General features: G+C 67.2%; 20 protein-coding genes. 10 read left to right on the plus strand and 10 right to left on the minus strand.

Going from position 1 to position 19279, the window contains the following annotated elements:
- Window positions 1-666: 666 nt before the first annotated feature.
- The 4 genes from E4634_RS19335 to E4634_RS19350 form a co-directional block, all read right to left on the minus strand.
- Complete coding sequence (locus E4634_RS19335) at window positions 667-1710, minus strand: OmpA family protein (protein WP_135446324.1); 1044 nt, start codon at window positions 1708-1710, stop codon at window positions 667-669.
- A gap of 117 nt (window positions 1711-1827) precedes the next feature.
- Entirely contained in the window at window positions 1828-2541 is a 714-nt protein-coding gene (gene hda, locus E4634_RS19340; protein ID WP_135446325.1) for a DnaA regulatory inactivator Hda, read from the minus strand.
- Window positions 2528-3628 (minus strand): AI-2E family transporter, encoded by a 1101-nt coding sequence (locus tag E4634_RS19345; protein WP_135446326.1) that lies wholly within the window; start codon window positions 3626-3628, stop codon window positions 2528-2530. Before E4634_RS19345 ends, hda begins: the two co-directional genes overlap by 14 nt.
- Window positions 3616-4653 (minus strand): DUF2066 domain-containing protein, encoded by a 1038-nt coding sequence (locus tag E4634_RS19350; protein WP_167854993.1) that lies wholly within the window; start codon window positions 4651-4653, stop codon window positions 3616-3618. Before E4634_RS19350 ends, E4634_RS19345 begins: the two co-directional genes overlap by 13 nt.
- Before the next feature lie 141 nt (window positions 4654-4794).
- On the opposite strand from E4634_RS19350, the gene purM reads away from it, so the two are divergent.
- From purM to E4634_RS19365, 3 genes are read left to right on the plus strand one after another with little or no spacing between them, the layout of a single operon-like run.
- Window positions 4795-5835 carry a phosphoribosylformylglycinamidine cyclo-ligase gene (gene purM, locus E4634_RS19355; RefSeq protein WP_135446328.1) on the plus strand — a complete coding sequence of 347 codons (1041 nt, stop codon included), beginning with the start codon at window positions 4795-4797 and terminating at the stop codon, window positions 5833-5835.
- Complete coding sequence (purN, locus tag E4634_RS19360) at window positions 5832-6497, plus strand: phosphoribosylglycinamide formyltransferase (protein ID WP_135446329.1); 666 nt, start codon at window positions 5832-5834, stop codon at window positions 6495-6497. The genes purM and purN overlap by 4 nt, the downstream gene beginning before the upstream one ends.
- Window positions 6478-7230: a DUF3108 domain-containing protein gene (locus E4634_RS19365; protein ID WP_135446330.1), complete on the plus strand. Its 753-nt coding sequence runs from the start codon at window positions 6478-6480 to the stop codon at window positions 7228-7230. Before purN ends, E4634_RS19365 begins: the two co-directional genes overlap by 20 nt.
- 4 nt (window positions 7231-7234) lie before the next feature.
- On the opposite strand, the gene dcd is transcribed toward E4634_RS19365, so the two are convergent.
- A complete protein-coding gene (dcd, locus tag E4634_RS19370) occupies window positions 7235-7804 on the minus strand; it encodes a dCTP deaminase (protein ID WP_135446331.1) in 570 nt (189 codons plus the stop codon).
- Between the two features lie 17 nt (window positions 7805-7821).
- Window positions 7822-8637: an iron-sulfur cluster carrier protein ApbC gene (apbC, locus tag E4634_RS19375; RefSeq protein ID WP_135446332.1), complete on the minus strand. Its 816-nt coding sequence runs from the start codon at window positions 8635-8637 to the stop codon at window positions 7822-7824.
- A gap of 192 nt (window positions 8638-8829) precedes the next feature.
- On the opposite strand from apbC, the gene metG reads away from it, so the two are divergent.
- The 7 genes from metG (at window position 8830) to E4634_RS19410 (ending at window position 16614) form a co-directional block, all read left to right on the plus strand.
- On the plus strand, window positions 8830-10893 hold the full coding sequence (gene metG / locus E4634_RS19380; protein WP_135446333.1) for a methionine--tRNA ligase: 2064 nt from the start codon (window positions 8830-8832) through the stop codon (window positions 10891-10893).
- Window positions 10894-11013: 120 nt separating this feature from the next.
- Entirely contained in the window at window positions 11014-11592 is a 579-nt protein-coding gene (gene rsxA / locus E4634_RS19385; RefSeq protein ID WP_135446334.1) for an electron transport complex subunit RsxA, read from the plus strand.
- Window positions 11593-11603: 11 nt separating this feature from the next.
- On the plus strand, window positions 11604-12209 hold the full coding sequence (gene rsxB / locus E4634_RS19390; protein WP_135446335.1) for an electron transport complex subunit RsxB: 606 nt from the start codon (window positions 11604-11606) through the stop codon (window positions 12207-12209).
- Complete coding sequence (gene rsxC / locus E4634_RS19395; protein WP_135446336.1) at window positions 12206-14224, plus strand: electron transport complex subunit RsxC; 2019 nt, start codon at window positions 12206-12208, stop codon at window positions 14222-14224. The genes rsxB and rsxC overlap by 4 nt, the downstream gene beginning before the upstream one ends.
- A gap of 1 nt (window position 14225) precedes the next feature.
- A complete protein-coding gene (gene rsxD, locus E4634_RS19400) occupies window positions 14226-15254 on the plus strand; it encodes an electron transport complex subunit RsxD (RefSeq protein WP_135446337.1) in 1029 nt (342 codons plus the stop codon).
- The gene (rsxG, locus tag E4634_RS19405) at window positions 15251-15898 is read left to right on the plus strand and encodes an electron transport complex subunit RsxG (RefSeq protein WP_135446338.1); all 648 of its coding nucleotides are present in this window, start codon (window positions 15251-15253) and stop codon (window positions 15896-15898) included. Before rsxD ends, rsxG begins: the two co-directional genes overlap by 4 nt.
- Before the next feature lie 2 nt (window positions 15899-15900).
- Window positions 15901-16614, plus strand: coding sequence for an electron transport complex subunit E (locus E4634_RS19410; RefSeq protein ID WP_135446339.1), 714 nt, complete (start codon window positions 15901-15903; stop codon window positions 16612-16614).
- Between the two features lie 34 nt (window positions 16615-16648).
- Here E4634_RS19410 and E4634_RS19415 read toward each other — a convergent pair whose 3' ends face one another.
- The 4 genes from E4634_RS19415 to E4634_RS19430 are packed head-to-tail and all read right to left on the minus strand — an operon-like array spanning window position 16649 to window position 19114.
- On the minus strand, window positions 16649-17071 hold the full coding sequence (locus E4634_RS19415; protein ID WP_240725253.1) for a hypothetical protein: 423 nt from the start codon (window positions 17069-17071) through the stop codon (window positions 16649-16651).
- 2 nt (window positions 17072-17073) lie between these two features.
- The gene (rimI, locus tag E4634_RS19420; protein ID WP_135446340.1) at window positions 17074-17538 is read right to left on the minus strand and encodes a ribosomal protein S18-alanine N-acetyltransferase; all 465 of its coding nucleotides are present in this window, start codon (window positions 17536-17538) and stop codon (window positions 17074-17076) included.
- On the minus strand, window positions 17531-18223 hold the full coding sequence (locus E4634_RS19425; RefSeq protein WP_135446341.1) for a hypothetical protein: 693 nt from the start codon (window positions 18221-18223) through the stop codon (window positions 17531-17533). The genes rimI and E4634_RS19425 overlap by 8 nt, the downstream gene beginning before the upstream one ends.
- Window positions 18224-18280: 57 nt before the next feature.
- Entirely contained in the window at window positions 18281-19114 is an 834-nt protein-coding gene (locus tag E4634_RS19430; protein WP_135446342.1) for a glycosyltransferase family 2 protein, read from the minus strand.
- Window positions 19115-19279: the final 165 nt, after the last annotated feature.

Genomic DNA, 19279 nt, shown 5'->3' on the forward strand with positions numbered 1-19279 from the left:
GTGAGCGTGGCGTGCCCCCACCGCGACTGTGCTTTTGGAGCGAGTGGGGGCACGCCACGCTCACGACTGCCTGTTGCCGGTGCAACTCCCACGGTGATCGTCTGCCGATTCAGGGGGATGGGAGGGTTGCCGGGAGACCCGCGGGCGGAGCGCTCTGAAGATCGCGCCCCTCCGGGGTGCCCTCAGTCGGTCGGGAGCCTTAAAGCGCTTCGCTGTCTCCCTCCACTCCATCGGCGCGTCTTTTGCGAGCGCCCCACCCGCCCGTCTCCCGGCACTTGCAGCTCGCAATTCCAGACCTTGTGGATCACCCAATGCGAGGCCTGGCAGCGGGGGTGTTGGCCGCGGAAATCACGTCTGGCGCCGAGGGAGAGTCAGGAGACAGCGGAGCGCTTTAAGGCTCCTGACCGACTGAGGGCACCGCGGAGCGGCGCCGGACTGGAGCGGCCAACAGTCGCGCTGCCGGGCCGTCTGTGGTGAACTGGCCGCATAGCAATCTCGCAGCAAGTTCCATGGTGATCGGCCGGAGGCGTCAGCCCTTCCAGGGTGAGTGAGCTTTTCGAACCCTGAAAGGGCTGACGCCTCCGGCCACGCCCCAAACAAACCAGCATGTGCAGGGCAAAAAAAAAGGCGGGGTAGAAACCCCGCCTTTCGCACTTCAGACCGAGATCAGTCTTCGTATTCGACCTCGAGAGTGGCCATCACGCGACGGTTCTCGGCGCGGCCTTCCGCGCTGGCGTTGTCGGCAACCGGCTGGGTTTCGCCGTAGCCTTTCGGCTCCAGGCGACGACGGTCGATGCCGTACTGGTTGACCAGTACGTCGACAACGGCGCCGGCGCGGCGCTGGGACAGGGCCATGTTGTAGTCGTCCGGGCCAACGCTGTCGGTGTGGCCTTCGATGTCGACGTACACGTCCTCAAAGCGCTTGAGGAAGGCAGCCAGTTCGCTGATGTCGTTGAAGTACTTCTCCTGGACTACAGAGGAGTCGAAGGCGAAGTTCACCGTCATCTTGATGGAGGCGACGCGGGTCACCGGCAGCGGGCAGCCGTCGGAGCCTACGCGGGTGCCGGCCGGGGTGCCCGGGCAGCGGTCGTCGACGTCCAGAACACCGTCGCCGTCTTCGTCGCCGGAGGCGACAGCGCCACCGGACATGGCGGAGGCGGCCATATCGTCTTCGACCTTGCCGAAGTACCAGTTCAGGCCGACGCTCATCAGCAGGTCGGTGTCGTGGGTGTCGAGGCTGTTCATGCCGCGAGCTTCAAAGCGCATGCCGACGCGCGGAGTGACCATCCAGCGGGCACCGGCACCGAGGTGCAGGGTGGATTCGCGGGAGTCGTAGGGGTCGGAGTCGAAATCAAGTTTGCCCATACCGAAGGTGACATACGGACGCACCTGCTTGGGTGCACCGATGTAGCTGCCGGCGTAGAACAGCAGGCCGATCTGGTAGGCTGCCACGTCGACGTCACCGGGGCGCTCGTCGCTGAAACCGGTGTCGTTGTAGGTGGCCAGCGCTTCGATCGCCAGCAGGTCGTTGAACGCCCACTCGAGGCCGGCAAACGGCGTCGGGTTGTCGTCGAGGTTGCGGGCGCTGTCGAAGTGCCAGTATCCCACCCCGGCGTTCAGGGTGAGGGGAACTTCGGCGGCAGCGGGCTGGGCGAGGGTCGTCATGGCGAGCCCACAGGCCAGACCGGCAGCGGTAAGGAACTTCTTCATGGTGTTCTATCTCCTTGCGGAACAATGTTCTCTATAAAAAGTAGCACAATATCCTGTCGCCGACAGGCGCGCGCGACCCTCCGGGAAAGGTAATTTTACCTGTGGGCACGGGTAATTTTACCAGTCCAGCGCCTGCCTGATGAAAGGTATTGTCAGCGCGCGCTGCTGTGCAAGTGACTGGCGGTCCAGTTGGTCGAGCAGGGCCAGCAACGGCGCCAGCGCCCGCGGCGCGCGAGCGACAATATACGCGGCGCCCTCGTCGGTCAATTGCAGGCCGCGCCGGCGGGCGCGAAACTGCAAAATCACCTGTTTTTGCAGGTCGTCGGGCGTCGGCAGGTGGAAGACACCACCCCAGCCCAGGCGCGAGCGCAGGTCCTCGAGGCCACAGTCCAGGGCGCGCGGCGAGCCGTTGGCGGCGAGCAACAGGCGGCAGCCGGACTCGCGGGCGTGGTTGAAGAAGGCGAACAGCGCCAGCTCCCAGTCGCGCTGCCCGAGCACCGCCTGCAGGTCGTCCAGCGCCGCCAGGCGCAACTCCCCGGCTCCGGCGAGAACATCCGCGGGAGGATACTCCGCGAGTTCGGCCAGCGGCAGGTAGACGGCGCCGCCACCGGCGAGGTGACAGCCGGCCTGCAGCAGGTGGCTCTTGCCGGACCCTTCCGCGCCGTGCAGGAAAACGACGGCTTCGCCGGCGGCGGAACACTGCCCGCGCAGCACGGGCAGCAGCGCTTCGGTCGCTGGTGCGGGGAGGAAATTGTCCAGCGTGGCATCGTCGCGCAGTTGTATCGGCAGCGGCAATTGCCCGCCGGTGGCGCCCACGCTAATCGCCGCCATACAGGTCGGTAGACTGGTAGTGCTGCACTGCGTGGCGCACAAAGACCATGACGACCGCGGCCACCGGCAGCGCCAGCAACACGCCGACAAAGCCGGCGATCTGGCCGCCGGCCATCAGCGCGAAAATGACCGCCACCGGGTGCAGGCCGATGCGATCGCCAACCAGGATCGGCGTGAGCACCATGCTCTCCGCCGCCTGGCCCACGCCGAACACCAGGCCCACCCAGATCAGCGCGCCCCACTCCTGGAACTGCACGTAGGCGGCGATACACGAGGCGACAATGCCGACCACAAAACCCAGGTAGGGCACGATACTGGCGAGACCGGCGAGCAGGCCGAGCAGCAGGGCGAACTGCACGCCCACCATCCACAGGCCGACGCTATAGATAACGCTGAGCGCGCACATGACCAGGAACTGTCCGCGCAGGAAGGCACCGACCACCTCGTCGGCCTCGGCGGTGATGCCCGCGGTGCGCTCCTGCCAGGCCCGCGGCAGCATGTGCAGAGCGCGGTTCATCATCAGGTCCCAGTCGCGCATCAGGTAGAAGGCGACCACCGGGACCAGCGCCAGGTTGGCCAGGCCGAGCACCAGGCCCATGCCCGACCCTGTCACCTGCTTGAGCACGCCCGCGGTGAGCTTGCCCACGGACTGCCAGTGGGTGGCGATCTGGTCCGACCAGTCGACCTCGGGCAGCCGGTTTACCGGGATCTGCAGCCGGTTCTGCAACCAGGGCAGCACCGAGGTGGTCAGCCACTCGTAAATCGCCGGCACCCGCGAGACCAGGGAGTCCAGCTGCTGCAACAGCAGCGGCAACGCGACCAGGAAACCGAGTACGATGATCAGAACGAACAGCAGGAATACCAGCACAACCCCGAGCCCGCGGTTGATGCGCGCCCGCTCCAGGCGATCCACCAGCGGGTCCCCGAGGTAGGCGAGCAGGCCGCCGAGCACAAAGGGCATGAGGATCGGCTGCAGCAGGTACAGGCCGAGAATCAGCAGCGCCAGCACCACCAGCGCCAGCGGCCAGCGGGTGATGTCCGGCGGCGGCTCGGGCGCGCCGCCCTGCCCGGGGATTATTTCAGCCATTGGTACTCCAGTCGCTGGCCGGTCGGGTCCAGCGGTTGCAGGCGCCTGTTGAGTTCGATGATCTGCGCCAGGCGGTCGGCGTCGGCCAGGGCGGTGAGGGTGAACTCTGTACGCTCGCCATCGATGCTGGCGACGCTGGCGTCGCTGATCAGCTCCAGGCCCTGCAGCCAGTTCCTGATCGCGGCGTAGTCGGCAAAATCCTGCACGCCGAGGACCACCAGCCGCACCTGGCCGTCGTTCTCGCCGGTCGGTGCCACCGCGTAGCGCGCGGCCATATCCTCGGCAACCAGGCCGACACCGCCGGCGAAGAAGTCGGGCGGGGTGGGCGCATCCAGGCTGCGGTCGCGGCGCTCGAGACCGCTCAGGTAGTTCCAGTCACCCAGCCACTTGCCGTTGGACACTTCGACGGCGCGGCCGACCAGTACGTCCGCAAGAGCGTAGCGGGCGGAGGCGGCGAGCACGGCGTCCATGTCCTGCGCCCAGATGTCCTCGAGCCCCAGGGCAGTGGCGTCGCCGAGATCGAACAGCGGGAACTGCGCCGGCACTCCGCGGCGCTGGAACGCGTCCAGCAGTTCGGCGGCGAGTTCCGGGGTGTCCGCGGGGTTGACGAAGCGCCGCTCCCCCGCCGACTCCACCGCCGCCCAGACCAGGACCCGCGGCCGGTTGGCGGTCCACAGGGGCAGCCCCGCTGCGGCCAGCAGGCGCGATACGTAACCGCTGTCGAATTCGAAGCGGGCGCTGAGTCCGGTGTCGGCGTTGTCGTCGCGGCGAAACGAAAATTTCTGCACCTGTTTGCGCGCACCCGCCAGCGCCTCGCGCACCGTCGGGTCGTCCAGGGCCGCCGGACTACCCGAGACCTTGACGATCACCTCGGACAGCGCTTCGCGCGCGCCGGCGGCCAGCGCCGCCTCGCCCTGGTCGCTCACCGCGACGCTTGCGGCGTACAGTCCCGGCACGACATCGGCGCGCACCGGCAGCGCCAGCGACAGCACCAGCGCGAGTAGAATCGGGAATAGCCTGGCCACAAGGGGTCCCCCCACCGAGAAGGGCCACATTGTAGCAGTCACTTTGCGATGGGGGCACGCGGGCATTATTCACGGGTGCGCACCCCGGCCAGCCAAGATAAAATGGCGCCCCTCAACCAGCACCAGCGCGGAACCATGCCGATGACCGATCCAGCCAAACCCGAATCCCTGAGCTATCGCGACGCGGGTGTCGACATCGACGCCGGCAATGCACTGGTCGAGCGCATCAAGGGTGTCTCGCGGCGCACCGCACGCCCCGAAGTGCTCGGCGGCCTGGGCGGCTTCGGCGCGCTGTGCGCGATCCCACCGGGCTACCGCGAACCGATCCTGGTCTCCGGCACCGATGGCGTGGGCACCAAGCTGCGCCTGGCCATGGACCTGGGCAAGCACGACACCATCGGCATCGACCTGGTGGCCATGTGTGTCAACGACCTGGTGGTGGCCGGCGCCGAGCCGCTGTTCTTCCTCGACTACTACGCCACCGGCGCGCTGAACGTGGATACCGCCGCCGCAGTGGTCGAGGGCATCGGCCACGGCTGCGAGCTGGCCGGCTGCGCGCTGGTCGGCGGCGAGACCGCGGAAATGCCGGGCATGTACGAGGGCGAGGACTACGACCTCGCCGGCTTCTGTGTCGGCGTGGTGGAAAAATCCGCCATTATCGACGGCAGCAAGGTGGCCACCGGCGACGTTCTTCTGGGCATCGCCAGCAGCGGGCCGCACTCCAACGGCTACTCGCTGGTGCGCAAGATCATCGAGGTCAGCGGCGCCGACCTTTCCCAGCCCTTCGCCGGCGGCACCCTGGGCGAAGCGCTGCTCGCGCCCACGGAAATTTACGTAAAACCCCTGCTGCAACTGATCTCGGAGCTCGAGGTCAAGGCCCTGTGCCACATTACCGGCGGCGGCCTGCTCGAGAACCTGCCGCGGGTGCTGCCCGCCGGCGCCAGCGCACAGATCGACACCGGCAGCTGGGACTGGCCCGAGGTGTTCCAGTGGCTGCAGGCCCAGGGCAATGTCGAGACCCGCGAGATGTACCGCACCTTCAACTGCGGCGTCGGCATGGTCGTGTGTCTCGCACCGGAACAGGCGCAGCGCGCGATTGAACTGCTCGCCGAGTCGGGCTTGAAAGCCTGGCAACTGGGCGCGATCGCCGCCGGTGACGGCGAGGTCGCATTGCAATCGTGAGCGTCGCGGCCCGCCCCCGGCTGGCGATCCTGATCTCCGGCCGCGGCTCCAACATGCTGTCGTTCATCCGCGCCTGCGAGGCGGGAGAGCTGGATGCGGAAATTGCAGTCGTGCTCAGCAACCGCCCGGACGCCGCCGGCCTGCGCAGTGCCGCCGATGCCGGCATCGCCACGCGCTGTGTCGATCACCGCGAGTTCCCCGATCGCGAATCCTTCGACCGGGCGCTGGTCGAGACCCTGCAGCCATTCACCCCGGACGCGGTCATCCTCGCCGGCTTCATGCGTATTCTCACGCCGGCATTTATCACCCCCTTCGCCGGCAAACTGTTGAACATCCACCCCTCCCTGCTGCCCAAGTACCCCGGGCTGCATACCCACCAGCGCGCCCTGGACGCCGGGGACAGCGAAGCCGGGGTGACCGTGCACTTCGTCACACCGGAACTGGACGGCGGCCCGCCCATCCTGCAAGCCCGCGTACCGATCGAACCCGGCGATAGCGCGGAGCAACTCGCGGCGCGGGTGCTGGAACGCGAGCACGTGATCTACCCGATCGCCGCGCGCTGGCTGCTGCAGGGACGTTTGCGACTTGATGAGAAGGGGGCGTTACTGGATGGCGAGCGTATTCCGGCCACCGGCATCGACTATGACCAGGCCGTGCACTAGGGCGCTGCAAGCGCTACTGCTTGGCGTCGCGCTGGTCCCCGGCCTGCTCTGGGCAAACCCGGCCGCGACACCATTGCAGCCCTATTCCGCCGAATACAAGACCATGGCCCATGGCATGGAGTTGACCCTGCAGCGCCAGCTGGAAAGCAATGCCGATGGCAGCTACACCCTGACCAACGGGGGCAAGATCATGGTGGTGGGCTTTCACGAGGTCAGCGTGTTCCGTGTTGACGGGACCGAGGTGGTGCCGCGCTCTTATGTCTACCAGGGGTCAGGGCTGATCAACCGTCGTCGCGAAGTGCATTTCACGCAGGGCGCGGACACCCTGCGCAGCCTGTACAAGGGCAAGTGGTACGAGCTGCCCTACACCGAGGGCACCCTGGATCGCATGAGCCAGCTCGAGCAGGTCCGCCTGCTGCTGTTGAACCGCGATGACCCGCGCGGCGACATCCCCGTACGCGTCGCCGACGCGCGCAAGATCAAGTCCTACGTGCTGGAGTTCGTGGCCGAGGAAACCCTGGATACGCCGCTGGGCGCGCTGCGCACCCTGCACTTTCGCCGCGAGCACGACAACCCGGAACGCAAGTCGGACATGTGGCTGGCGCCGGAACTGGACTACCTGATGGTGCGCACCGTGCACATCGAGGACGGCAACCCGGTGGAGATGATCCTGACCAGCGCCAGCCTGGGAGACCCGGCGCAGGACGCCGGCCAGGCCGCCACCGGGCGTTGAGGGATCAGGCCCGGGGCAGCGTGACCCCGGTCTGGCCCTGGTACTTGCCGCCGCGGTCCTTGTAGCTCACCTCGCAGACCTCATCGGACTCGAAGAACAGCATCTGCGCCACACCCTCATTGGCGTAGATCTTCGCCGGCAGCGTGGTGGTATTGGAAAATTCCAGGGTCACATGCCCCTCCCACTCCGGCTCCAGCGGCGTGACGTTGACGATGATGCCGCAGCGCGCGTAGGTGGATTTGCCCAGGCAGATGGTCAGCACGTTGCGCGGAATACGGAAATACTCCACGGTGCGCGCCAGGGCGAAGGAGTTGGGCGGAATGACACAGACGTCGCTGGTCACGTCGACGAAGCTGCCCTCGTCGAAGCCCTTCGGGTCCACCGTCGCCGAGTTGATGTTGGTGAACACCTTGAACTCGTTCGAGCAGCGCACGTCGTAGCCGTAGCTCGAGGTGCCGTAGGAGATCAGGCGCTGGCCGCTGGCGTCGGCGCGTACCTGGCCGGCCTCGAACGGCTCGATCATGCCGTGTTCCTGCGCCATGCGGCGAATCCACTTGTCTGACTTGATGCTCACGCTGGTCCTTCCGTCGTTCAGTCGTCGGTAATCTTGATATCGGGAAACTGGCGCACCGCGCCCTTGTCGTCGCCGGCCAGGCGCTCGCGCACCGCGCGCGCGATAGCCATGAAGGCCTGGGCCGCGGCCGACTCCGGCGCCGCGACCACGGTGGGCGTACCGGCGTCGCCCTGCTCGCGAATCCCGCGCTCCAGGGGCAGTCTGCCGAGCAGCGGTACGCCGTATTCCTGCGCGATGCGCTCCGCGCCGGCCTGGCCGAAGATGTACTCCTGGTGGCCGCAGCTGCTGCACACGTGCATGGCCATGTTCTCCACCACGCCGAGCACCGGCACGTCCACCTTGTGGAACATCTCGATACCCTTCTGGGCGTCGAGCAGGGCGATGTCCTGGGGCGTGGTGACGATCACCGCGCCGGCCACCTGCGCCTTCTGCGCCAGGGTCAGCTGCACGTCGCCGGTACCCGGGGGCATGTCGATGACCAGGTAATCCAGCGGCCCCCACAGGGTCTGCTCGAGCATCTGCGCCAGGGCGCCGCCGGCCATCGGGCCGCGCCACACCATGGGCGTGCGCTCGGTGACCAGGTAGCCCATGGACATGGTCTTCAGGCCCTGCGCCTTCACCGGCAGCAGGAACTGGCCGCCCTGCTGCTCCGGGCGCACGTCCTCGCCGACTCCGAGCATGAGCTGCTGGCTGGGGCCGTAGATGTCCGCATCCAGCAGGCCGACCTCGGCACCCAGAGCACGCAGGGCCAGGGCGAGGTTGGCGGCGACGGTAGATTTGCCCACGCCGCCCTTGCCGGAGGCGACGGCGATGATGTGCTTGATCTCGTTCATAGGTGCTAAGGCGCTGGGACCACAGGCGGAAAAGGGCGCTAGTATAAGATTCCTGCGCGGCCACAACCACCCCCGCCGCCGGCGCCCGCCGCGGACCGCTGCACAGCAGGGCCGGCGCCCCGTGCGCGTGAAATCAGGGGGCAAAACAGCTATAGTAGCGCCCCTTTTTTCCAGCACACGGACCCGATTTCCATGGCAACCCCTGCCCCCCGCAAGATCCTGGTCACCAGCGCCCTGCCCTACGCCAACGCGCCGTTGCACCTGGGGCACATGCTGGAGCAGATCCAGACCGATATCTGGGTGCGCTTCCAGCAGTCGCGCGGCAACGACTGCCTGTATGTGTGCGCCGACGACGCCCACGGCACGGCGATCATGCTGGCGGCGGAGAAGCAGGGCATCACCCCCGAAGAACACATCGAGCGCATCCGCGCCGAGCACGAGCGCGACAGCGCCGCCTTCCTCATCGGTTTCGCCAACTATTACAGCACCCACTCCGAGGAAAACCGCTACTGGAGCGAGGAGATCTACCGTCGCCTCAAGGCCAACGGCCACATCGCCAGCCGCGAGATCACCCAGGCCTACGACCCGGAAAAAAACCTGTTCCTGGCCGACCGCTTCATCAAGGGTACCTGCCCGCGCTGCAAGACGCCGGACCAGTACGGCGACAACTGCGAGGCCTGCGGCGCCACCTACACCCCCGCGGAGCTGATCGACCCCAAGTCAGCCATCTCCGGCGCCACCCCGGTGGACAAGGCCTCCACCCACTTTTTCTTCAAGCTGCCGGATTTCGAGGACATGCTGCGCGGCTGGCTGGCGGCGGACACCCTGCAACCGCAGGTCGCCAACAAGCTGCGCGAATGGCTGGACGCCGGCCTGCAGGAGTGGGACATCAGCCGCGATGCCCCTTACTTCGGCTTCGAGATTCCCGACGAGCCCGGTAAATATTTCTATGTCTGGCTGGACGCCCCCATCGGCTACATCGCCAGCTTCCAGAACTACTGCAAGCGCACCGGCCACGAGTTCGACGAGTACCTGCGCCCGGGCAGCGACACCGAGATGTACCACTTCATCGGCAAGGACATCATCAATTTCCACGGCCTGTTCTGGCCGGCCATGCTCGACTCCGCCGGCCTGCGCACCCCCACCGGCGTGTTCGCCCACGGCTTCCTCACGGTGAACGGCGCCAAGATGTCCAAGAGCCGCGGCACCTTCATCAACGCCCACACCTATCTGGACCACGGCCTGGACCCGGAATACCTGCGCTATTACTTCGCCGCCAAGCTCGGCGCCAGCGTCGACGACATGGACCTCAACCCCGAGGATTTCGTGCAGCGGGTGAACTCCGACGTGGTCGGCAAGGTGGTCAATATTGCCAGTCGCTGCGCCGGCTTCCTGCGCAAGGGTTTCGACAACCGGCTGGCGGGCGACTGCGCGGAACCGGAACTGCTGGCGGACTTCGTCAGTGCCGGCGAGGGCATCGCCGCACTGTTCGAGGCCCGCGAGTACAACAAGGCGGTGCGCGAGATTGTCAGCCTGGCGGACCGCGCCAACCAGTACATCGACCAGCGCAAGCCCTGGGTCCTGGCCAAGGAGGAAGGGCGCGAGGCGGAGGTGCACGCCGTGTGCAGCGTCGGCATCAACCTGTTCCGCGTGCTGATGACCTATCTCAAGCCGGTGCTGCCGGCCATGGCCGCCAAGTCCGAGACCTTCCTGCGCGTGTCGCTGGACTGGCATGCACTGCGCGGGCCGCTGCTGGACCACGAACTGGCGACCTTCGAACCGCTGATGACCCGGGTCGACCCCAAGCTGGTGGCCGCCATGCTCGAGAGCGGCGCAGGTGCTGCGCCGGCCGAGGAAAAGCCCGCGCAACAAGCCGTCGACAAGAAGTCCACCAAGGGCAAGCCGGCGAAAACAGACGAGCTGCCCGCGGAGATCCAGTTTGACGACTTCGCTAAAATCGACCTGCGCGTGGCACGCATCGTCGCCGCGGAGCATGTCGAGGGCGCGGACAAGCTGCTGCAACTGACACTCGACCTCGGCGAGCGCGGCCAGCGCCAGGTGTTCGCCGGCATCAAGGCGGCCTACCAGCCGGAACAGCTGGTCGGCCGGCTCACCGTGGTGGTCGCCAACCTGGCACCGCGCAAGATGCGCTTCGGCCTGTCCGAGGGCATGGTGCTGGCGGCGGGCCCCGGCGGCGAGGAAATCTTCCTGCTGCAGCCGGACGCCGGCGCCGAGCCGGGCATGCAGGTCAAATAAGCGCGCCGCCGCGGCTGCGATGCGCGGCGGTAAGCGCTAAAATGCGGGTTCAGGGCTTTCTACGAACCCAGGGCTGTGGCGGCACGAACACCGCCACCCAGAGGATTCGGACACTCACCCATGCTGGCTGACTACTCCATACTGTTGATCGGGGCGATCCTGGTGAACAACTTCGTACTGGTACAGTTCCTCGGACTGTGCCCGTTCATGGGTGTGTCCAACAAACTGGAAACCGCCATGGGCATGTCCATGGCCACGACGTTCGTGCTTACCCTCGCCTCCGCCTGCAGCAACCTCACCTACCACTTCCTGCTGCTGCCGCTGGGCCTGGAGTACCTGAAGACCATCTCCTTCATCCTGGTTATCGCCGTGGTGGTTCAGTTCACCGAGATGGTGGTGCGCAAGTCCAGCCCGCTGCTCTACCAGGTACTGGGCGTGTACCTGCCGCTGATCACCACCAACTGCGCGGTACTCGGCGTGGCGCTGCTCAACATCAACAAGGAACACAACTTCCTGCAGTCGCTGTTCTACGGCTTCGGCGCCGCGGTGGGTTTCTCCCTGGTGCTGGTGCTGTTCGCCGCCATGCGCGAGCGGCTGGCGGTGGCGGACGTGCCGGTACCGTTCCAGGGCGCGGCCATCGGCATGATCACCGCGGGTATGATGGCCCTGGCCTTCATGGGCTTCGCCGGACTGGTATAGGGCGGGACAGCGTGATCGAACTGCTCGTACAACACCCGCTGCTCGCGGCGCTGCTGGCCCTGGTCGGGCTGGGCGCGGTGTTCGGCGCCCTGCTCGGCTACGCGGCGGTGCGCTTTCGCACCGAGGGCAACCCCATCGTCGAGCAGATCAACGCAATCCTGCCGCAGACCCAGTGCGGCCAGTGCGGCCACCCAGGCTGCCGCCCCTACGCCGAGGCGATCGCCGCCGGCGAGGACATCAACAAATGCCCCCCCGGCGGCCAGGCCGGTATCGAGGCGCTGGCACAGTTGCTCGACCGCGAGGTTGTCCCGCTGGACGACGAGCATGGCGAGGAGAAAGTCCCGCAGGTCGCGTTCATCCGCGAGGACGAATGCATCGGCTGCACCAAGTGCATCCAGGCCTGCCCGGTGGACGCGATCCTCGGCGCGGCCAAGCACATGCACACGGTGATCGCCAGCGAGTGCACCGGCTGCGACCTGTGCGTGGAGCCCTGCCCGGTGGACTGCATCGACATGATCCCCCAGGCGCAGACCCTGCAGACCTGGCACTGGGAACTGCCCGACACCAGCAACCGCGGCGCCGACATCATCGCCACCGACGCCGGGGAAGCCGCATGAGGAAGATCCACGACTTCCACGGCGGTATTCACCCGGTGGAAAACAAGCACCAGTCGCTGCACACGCCGATCCGCGATGCGGGAATCCCTGCCGAGCTGACCCTGCCGCTGTCCCAGCATATCGGCGCACCGGCCACGCCGCTGGTGGCGGTCGGCGAACGCGTGCTCAAGGGCCAGTTGGTCGCCGAGGCCACCGGCCTGGTGAGCGCCGCCCTGCACGCGCCTACATCGGGCACGGTAACGGCCATCGAGCCGCGCCCCATCGCCCACCCCTCGGGACTGCCGGCGCCCTGCCTGGTGATCGCCAGCGACGGCGAGGACGCCTGGTGCGAACTGCCCCCGCCGTGCAGCTTCGAGACCCTGGAGCGCCCGGAGCTTCTCGCCCGCATCCGCGCCGCGGGTATCGCCGGCATGGGCGGCGCCGGCTTCCCCGCCGCGGTCAAACTCGGCCTGAAACCCGGCACGCAGGTGGAAACGCTGATCATCAACGGCACCGAGTGCGAGCCCTACATCACCGCCGACGACATCCTGATGCGCGAACGCGCCGCGCAGATCGTGCGCGGAGCGCAGATTCTCGCGCACCTGGTCGCCCCCGCTGAAACGGTCATCGGCATCGAGGACAACAAGCCCGAGGCCATCGCCGCGATGTGCGCCGCCGCCGAAGGCACCGGCATCGAGATCGCGGTGTTTCCCACCAAGTACCCCTCGGGCGGGGAAAAACAACTGATCGAACTGCTCACCGGCAAGCAGGTGCCCTCCGGCGGCCTGCCCATGGATGTCGGTGTGGTGTGCCAGAACGTGGGCACCGCCGCGGCAGTGGCAGACGCGGTAGAGCACGGCCGGCCGCTGATCTCACGCATCACCACGGTCACCGGCGCTGCGGTGGACGAACCGCAGAATTTCGAGGTGCTGCTCGGCACCCCCATGTCCCACCTGCTGGCGCTGGCCGGCTACCGCGCCGCGGATAACCCGCGCCTGGTCATGGGCGGGCCGATGATGGGCTTTACTGTGCCCGACCCGGGCGTGCCCATCGTCAAAACCACCAACTGCATTCTCGCGCCCAGCGCGCAGGAACTGCCCGCGCCGCCACCCGCCCAGGCCTGCATCCGCTGCGGCCTGTGTGCCGAGGCCTGCCCGGCGAGCCTGCTGCCGCAGCAGTTGTACTGGTTCGCCCGCGGCCGCGAATTTGAAAAAGCCGAGGCGCACAACCTGTTCGACTGCATCGAGTGCGGCGCCTGCTCCTACGTCTGCCCCAGCAATATCCCGCTGGTGCAGTACTACCGCGCGGCCAAGGCCGAAGTACTGCAGATGCGCCGCGACGCGCAGAAGGCCGAACACTCGCGCCAGCGTTTCGAGGCGCGGCAGGAACGGCTGGAGCGCGAGGAGGCGGAGAAGGAAGCGCGCCGCGCCGCCCGCAAACAGGCCGCCGAAGAAAAAGCGCGCCGCGCCGCGGATGCCGGCAGCGGCGAGGCGGACCCGGTACAGGCGGCCATCGAACGCGCCCAGGCGCGCAAGGCAGCCCAGGCGGCCGGTGCCGCCAGCGAGGAAAATCCGCTGCAGAAACTGGAAAAAACCGTGGTGACCACCCGCGAGCGACTGGAAAAAGCCGAGGCCAAATTGGCCCAGGCGCGCAGCGAGGGCGCCGACCACATCGCCGCCCTGGAGACCGGCGTGGAGAAAACCCGCGCCAAGCTGGCCGCGGCGGAGCAGGCACTGCAGGATTACCAGGCGCAGCAGACGCCCGCGGAGCCGGCACCCGCAGGAGACGCCGCCCAGGCCGCTATCCAGAAGGCGATGGCCGCGCGCGCGGCACAGGCCAACAAGAGCCCGCTGGAAAAAGCCCGCGACAACCTGGAAAAACTGGAGGCGCGGCTGGCCAAGTCGGAGGCGCGCCTCGCCGAGAGCCGCGCCGCCGGCGAGGAAGAGAAAATCGTCGAGGCGCTGGCCTCCAGCGTGGAGCGGCTGCAGGAAAAAGTCGCCGCCGCCCGCGCCGAACTGGCGGCGGAGGAAAGCTGACATGGCCCTGATGCGCGTCACCTCCCCGCACGCCCACGGGCCGCTATCGACCAGCGCCGTGATGCAGCAGGTACTGCTGGCCACAGTGCCCGGCGTGCTGGTGCTCACCGCCTTCTTCGGTTTCGGCACGCTGGTCAATATCGCCTTCGCCGCGCTGCTCGCAGTGAGCTTCGAAGCCCTGGCCCTGAAGCTGCGCGGCCGCCCGCCGGGCTTTTACCTGGGAGATTGCAGCGCACTGGTCACCGCCGTGCTGTTGGGTATCGCGCTGCCACCCTACTCGCCCTGGTGGCTGATTGCCGTGGGCATTGCCGCGGCCATCCTCATGGCCAAACACCTGTACGGCGGACTCGGCTACAACCCGTTCAACCCGGCGATGGTCGGCTACGTGGTGCTGCTGATTTCCTTCCCGGTGCAGATGACCAGCTGGGCGCCGCCGCGCGGCGCCGGCGAGGTACCGGGGCTGCTCGAGGCCCTGCGCGCCTGTTTCACGCCGGGCAGCTTCGACGCAATCACCATGGCCACGCCACTGGACGTACTCAAGCAAAACGACGCCCTGCTGGTCCGCGACCTGTGGGCACAGAGCCCGCAGTTCGGGCGCTGGGCGGGCCTTGGCTGGGAGTGGGCCAACCTCGCCTTCCTGGCCGGCGGCCTGTGGCTGCTGTACCGGCGCATCTTCACCTGGCACGCACCCGTGGCCATGCTCGCGGTGATCGCGCTGATGGCGGCACTGTTCTACGACGGCGGCAGCTCGGCCAGCGGTGGCTCGCCGCTGTTCCACCTGCTCTCCGGCGCAACCATGTTCGGCGCGTTTTTCATCGTTACCGACCCGGTCACCTCGGCGGTCTCGGTGCGCGGGCGCCTGGTCTACGGCGCGCTGGTCGGCCTGCTGGTCTACCTGATCCGCGTGTTCGGCAACTACCCGGATGCGGTGGCCTTCGCTGTCCTCATCATGAATTTCGCCGCGCCGTTCATCGACCAGTACACGCAGCCGCGTACCTATGGTCACGCCGGCACGGGGGACGGCAAATGAGGCTCGGCCAGTCCATCACCCGCAATTCGCTGCTGCTCGCGCTGTTCGCCCTGGTCACCGCGGCGCTGCTCGCGGGCAGCTACCTGCTGACCCGCGAGCGCATCGCCGAGGCGCGCCGCGCGGCGGAGGAAAAGGCCCTGCTGCAGATCGTCCCCGCGGCGCGCCACGACAACGCCATGCTCGACGACACCCTGCCCCTGCCGCGTGATGCGCAGGGGCTGGGCCTGCACGAGGACAAGGTGGTCTACGTGGCGCGACAGGGACGCGAGGCGGTCGCGGTCATCATCCCGGTCACCGCACGCGACGGCTACAGCGGCGATATCGACCTGATTGTCGGTGTCAACGCGGACGGTAGCGTGGCCGGCGTACGCGTGCTCTCGCACAAGGAAACCCCCGGCCTGGGCGACCGCGTCGACCTTGGCAAGAGCGACTGGGTGCTGTCCTTCGACGGCCGCTCGCTCGGCAACCCGCCGGCGGACGCTTGGAAGGTGAAAAAGGACAAGGGTGTGTTCGACTCTTTCACCGGCGCGACCATCACCCCGCGCGCGGTGGTCGGCGCCGTGCGCCGCGTGCTCGAGTACGCGCAGGCCCACCGCGCCGAGTTGTTCGGCAAGTCGCCCGCCGCGGCGGCAGGAGACGCATAACCATGGCAGACGTCAGCTACCGCGAGCTTTCGCTCAACGGCCTGTGGAAGAACAACCCGGCCATCGTGCAACTGCTCGGCCTGTGCCCGCTGTTGGCAGTGACCAGTTCCGTGGTCAACGCCATCGGCCTTGGCCTGGCCACCACCCTGGTGCTGGTGATCTCCAACACCTCGGTGTCGCTGATCCGCAACATCGTCTCCGACGCGGTGCGCCTGCCCGCCTTCGTCATGATCATCGCCTCGGCGGTGACCTGTATCGAACTACTGATGCAGGCCTACACCTACGAGCTGTACCAGATTCTCGGCATCTTCCTGCCACTGATCACCACCAACTGCGTGATCCTCGGCCGCGCCGACGGCTTCGCCTGCAAGCACAGCCTGCTGCCGGCCATGTATGACGGCCTGATCATGGGACTGGGTTTTGCGCTGGTGCTGGTGTTTCTGGGGGCGCTGCGCGAGCTGGCCGGCAGCGGCGCGCTGTTCGCCAACATGGACCTGCTGTTCGGCCCGGTGGCGGCGAACTGGAAGATCGTGGTGGTGGACGACTACCAGAATTTCCTGCTGGCGATCCTGCCGCCGGGGGCCTTTATTTTTACCGGACTGATCATCGCGGTGAAGAACATCATCGATGCGCGCATCGACGCGCGCCGCGCCGCGCTGCGCGAAAAACCGGTGAAAGGCTCGAAGCGGGTACGCGTGACCGGGACTATTTCCTGACAGGCTATTCCCCCGGGGATTGTCTCCCGAGAGGCTATTTTGCGCGGGACGGGCTCCCTTGCAGGACCGCCAGGGTCGCCAGGATTTCATCCACCGCGGCATCGTCCAGCCCCTGCTGCTCCGCTTCACAACTGTAGGTGATGTAGAGCAGCATGCCGCCGCGCGCCACATACCATTCGCGGATGGCGGCCTCATCCTCGAGGAAGGCGGCGCTCACGCCGACGAAATCGCCCAGATGCACTTTCTCCCAGGCGAGGTCCAGGTCGGACTCCTCAGCGGCGATATGCGCGACTTCCGCCGCGTCGAAATCGCCCAGTTCCTTGTGCAGGGTGGAGACCTCGATACAGCCGACATCGTCGCGGTCACCGATGAGGATGCTCTCGTCCTCCGCCTCGGCCCACCATTCCGGGGGCAATTGCAGGGTCCACCACTCGGTTTCCAGTACGTTGATCGACACGCTCACAATCTCCTCGACATCAATACGGCGTCCTCAGAGGAGCCGTCTCTCGTGTAGTAGCCGCGGCGCAGGCCGTCCTCGCCGAAGCCGCGACTGGCATACAGGGCGCGCGCCGCGGTATTGGAGGCGCGCACGTCCAGTACGCAACGCTGCGCCCCGCGCTCGCGCATGGCCTGCAATACCGCATCCAGCAGGTATCCGCCGAAGCCCCGGCCGCGCAGTTGCGGCAGCACCGCGATATTGTCGATGCTGCCCTCGTCGAGCACCAGGGAGTAAAGGGCGAAGGCCAAAGGCTCGCTCTCGCGAATGGCCAGCAGCGCAGCACAACCAGCCGTGCCGGTGCAATAGCGATCCAGGTGAGACAGGCCGAAGGGGTCGGGGGAACTGGCCGCGTCGAGGCTGGCGATAACCGCGAGGTCCGCCACCGTGGCCGGGCGCAATGTGGGCGCCGCCGCAACATCACGCACCCTTCGCGAGCACTCGCAGGTCGCGCCACACCTGGCGCTTGCAGGCCGGCTCCTCGAACATCTGTACGGTGCTGCGGGTTTTCACCACGAGCACGTCGCCGAGGCCGCCGATATAGGGCAGGCACTCCTCGCCGAGCAGCACCAGGGCGCGGCACTGCTGCTCCTGCAGCTGGCGCGCGAGGAAGGCGGCGACACTGTCGCGGGCGGCATCGACGCCGAGATCAAACTGCTGGTTGGTGTGCATGGGCCAGTCGAACTGGGCGGTGAGCGGTGTCTGCGCCGCATCGCCGACGGCGCGCGCCATGGCGTGGATGAGTTTCACCTGCTCCCGCGCCAGTGGCCGTCCGGGCAGCAACTCGACCCAGGCCAGTCCGCCGCAGAACACCGCGGCCAGGCTGAAGCGCACCACCTCCGCCGGAGCGGCCGGCCTGGTCGGGGCAGTCTGCGCCGGCGCATCCGTCTCGCGGCGACGCGGTGCGCGGGTCTCCAGCACCGGCATGTCCGGCGTCGGCATCGCGGGCGGAGCGACGGGTGTTTCCGCTTCCGGCTCGGCCGGGGCGGTCCATTCGGGCACCGCCGGCACCGGTACCAGCCGCGAGGGCGCAGCGCCGGGCAGGGCATAGCGGGCCGTATAGGCGTCTATGCCCATGGCCTGCAGGTAGTGCATGCGGTATCGATCGTCCATCGCGCCCGGGTGCCGCTCAATCAAACGGCGGCCAGTGTAGCAGGTTTGCCCCGCCGCCTATATCCAGCGCCAGCCGTGGCTGGCGAAGAAACGCAGCGCGGAGGTACCGAACATGCGCAGGTGGGAGAAGCCCTTGCGCGCGGCGTAACCACCGTGGTGGACGATGCGCATCCCGGGGTGGAAGACCACCGCACCGAGTTGCGCCATGCGCAGGGAGAGGTCGAAGTCCTCGAAGTACATGAAGAAGCGCTCGTCGAAGCCACCGGTGCGCAGCAACTGGGAGCCGCGCGCGAGCATGAAACAACCGCTGGCCAGCACTACCGGCGCGGGCGCCGCCGCGTGTTCCAACTCGCGCATTTCATAGTCCGCCATGCGCGCTGGAAACAGCCGTTCGCCGAGCCCCGGGGCGAACGCGCGCAGGGCGAGCACCAGCAGCGAGGGGTAGCGCTTGCACAGGAACTCGCGCTGCCCGTCCGCGCCCTCCGCCCGCGGACTGAGCAGCGCGGTCTGCGGGTGTGCGGCGAGGTAGTCGATGCCGACCCGCAGGGCGTCCTGCGCGATCTCCACGTCCGGGTTGAGCACCAGGTGGTAAGCGCCGACGCCGCCGGCGAGGGCGCGGTTGTGCCCGCCGCCATAGCCGAGGTTGCGCGGGGCTGTGATGAGCGCCACCTGCAGGGCTTCACCCACTTCCAGGGCATCCAGCAGGCCTGCCAGTTGCTCTGCGTAGTCGCGGCCCGAGGCGTTGTCCACCACGCACACGCGCACCCCGCCCAGCCCGGTACAGGCCGCCGCCAGACTCGCCAGTGTCTGCCGCAGGCGCTCGAGGTCGCTGTGATAAACGACGATCGACACGCTCAGGGCGGAGGCTGGAGACGATTCCTCAACTTTCATGACATTTTGCGAGCTTTTGCTTTAAATCCGATTGCAGCTGGATATCATCATGCAGGATACGGGTGGGCAAGACTTTGTGTAAATAGTCACAAAACTTACCTATCATCATGTTTTTATAGGGTTTTCGACAAACCCCGTGTTAAGCTGTAAGCGGAAATCGGCCGG

Origin of the sequence: Mangrovimicrobium sediminis (assembly GCF_004745945.1) — a bacterium.
In the GTDB taxonomy this organism is placed as follows: Bacteria; Pseudomonadota; Gammaproteobacteria; order Pseudomonadales; family Halieaceae; genus Mangrovimicrobium; species Mangrovimicrobium sediminis.

Excerpts from the sequence above, each read along its gene's own strand:
- E4634_RS19335 (WP_135446324.1), bottom strand. The coding sequence starts at position 1,710 with ATGAAGAAGTTCCTTACCGCTGCCGGTCTGGCCTGTGGGCTCGCCATG.
- hda (WP_135446325.1), bottom strand. The coding sequence starts at position 2,541 with ATGGCGGCGATTAGCGTGGGCGCCACCGGCGGGCAATTGCCGCTGCCG.
- E4634_RS19345 (WP_135446326.1), bottom strand. The coding sequence starts at position 3,628 with ATGGCTGAAATAATCCCCGGGCAGGGCGGCGCGCCCGAGCCGCCGCCG.
- purM (WP_135446328.1), top strand. The coding sequence starts at position 4,795 with ATGACCGATCCAGCCAAACCCGAATCCCTGAGCTATCGCGACGCGGGT.
- E4634_RS19365 (WP_135446330.1), top strand. The coding sequence starts at position 6,478 with ATGACCAGGCCGTGCACTAGGGCGCTGCAAGCGCTACTGCTTGGCGTC.
- apbC (WP_135446332.1), bottom strand. The coding sequence starts at position 8,637 with ATGAACGAGATCAAGCACATCATCGCCGTCGCCTCCGGCAAGGGCGGC.
- metG (WP_135446333.1), top strand. The coding sequence starts at position 8,830 with ATGGCAACCCCTGCCCCCCGCAAGATCCTGGTCACCAGCGCCCTGCCC.
- rsxA (WP_135446334.1), top strand. The coding sequence starts at position 11,014 with ATGCTGGCTGACTACTCCATACTGTTGATCGGGGCGATCCTGGTGAAC.
- rsxC (WP_135446336.1), top strand. The coding sequence starts at position 12,206 with ATGAGGAAGATCCACGACTTCCACGGCGGTATTCACCCGGTGGAAAAC.
- rsxD (WP_135446337.1), top strand. The coding sequence starts at position 14,226 with ATGGCCCTGATGCGCGTCACCTCCCCGCACGCCCACGGGCCGCTATCG.
- rsxG (WP_135446338.1), top strand. The coding sequence starts at position 15,251 with ATGAGGCTCGGCCAGTCCATCACCCGCAATTCGCTGCTGCTCGCGCTG.
- E4634_RS19410 (WP_135446339.1), top strand. The coding sequence starts at position 15,901 with ATGGCAGACGTCAGCTACCGCGAGCTTTCGCTCAACGGCCTGTGGAAG.
- E4634_RS19425 (WP_135446341.1), bottom strand. The coding sequence starts at position 18,223 with ATGGACGATCGATACCGCATGCACTACCTGCAGGCCATGGGCATAGAC.
- E4634_RS19430 (WP_135446342.1), bottom strand. The coding sequence starts at position 19,114 with ATGAAAGTTGAGGAATCGTCTCCAGCCTCCGCCCTGAGCGTGTCGATC.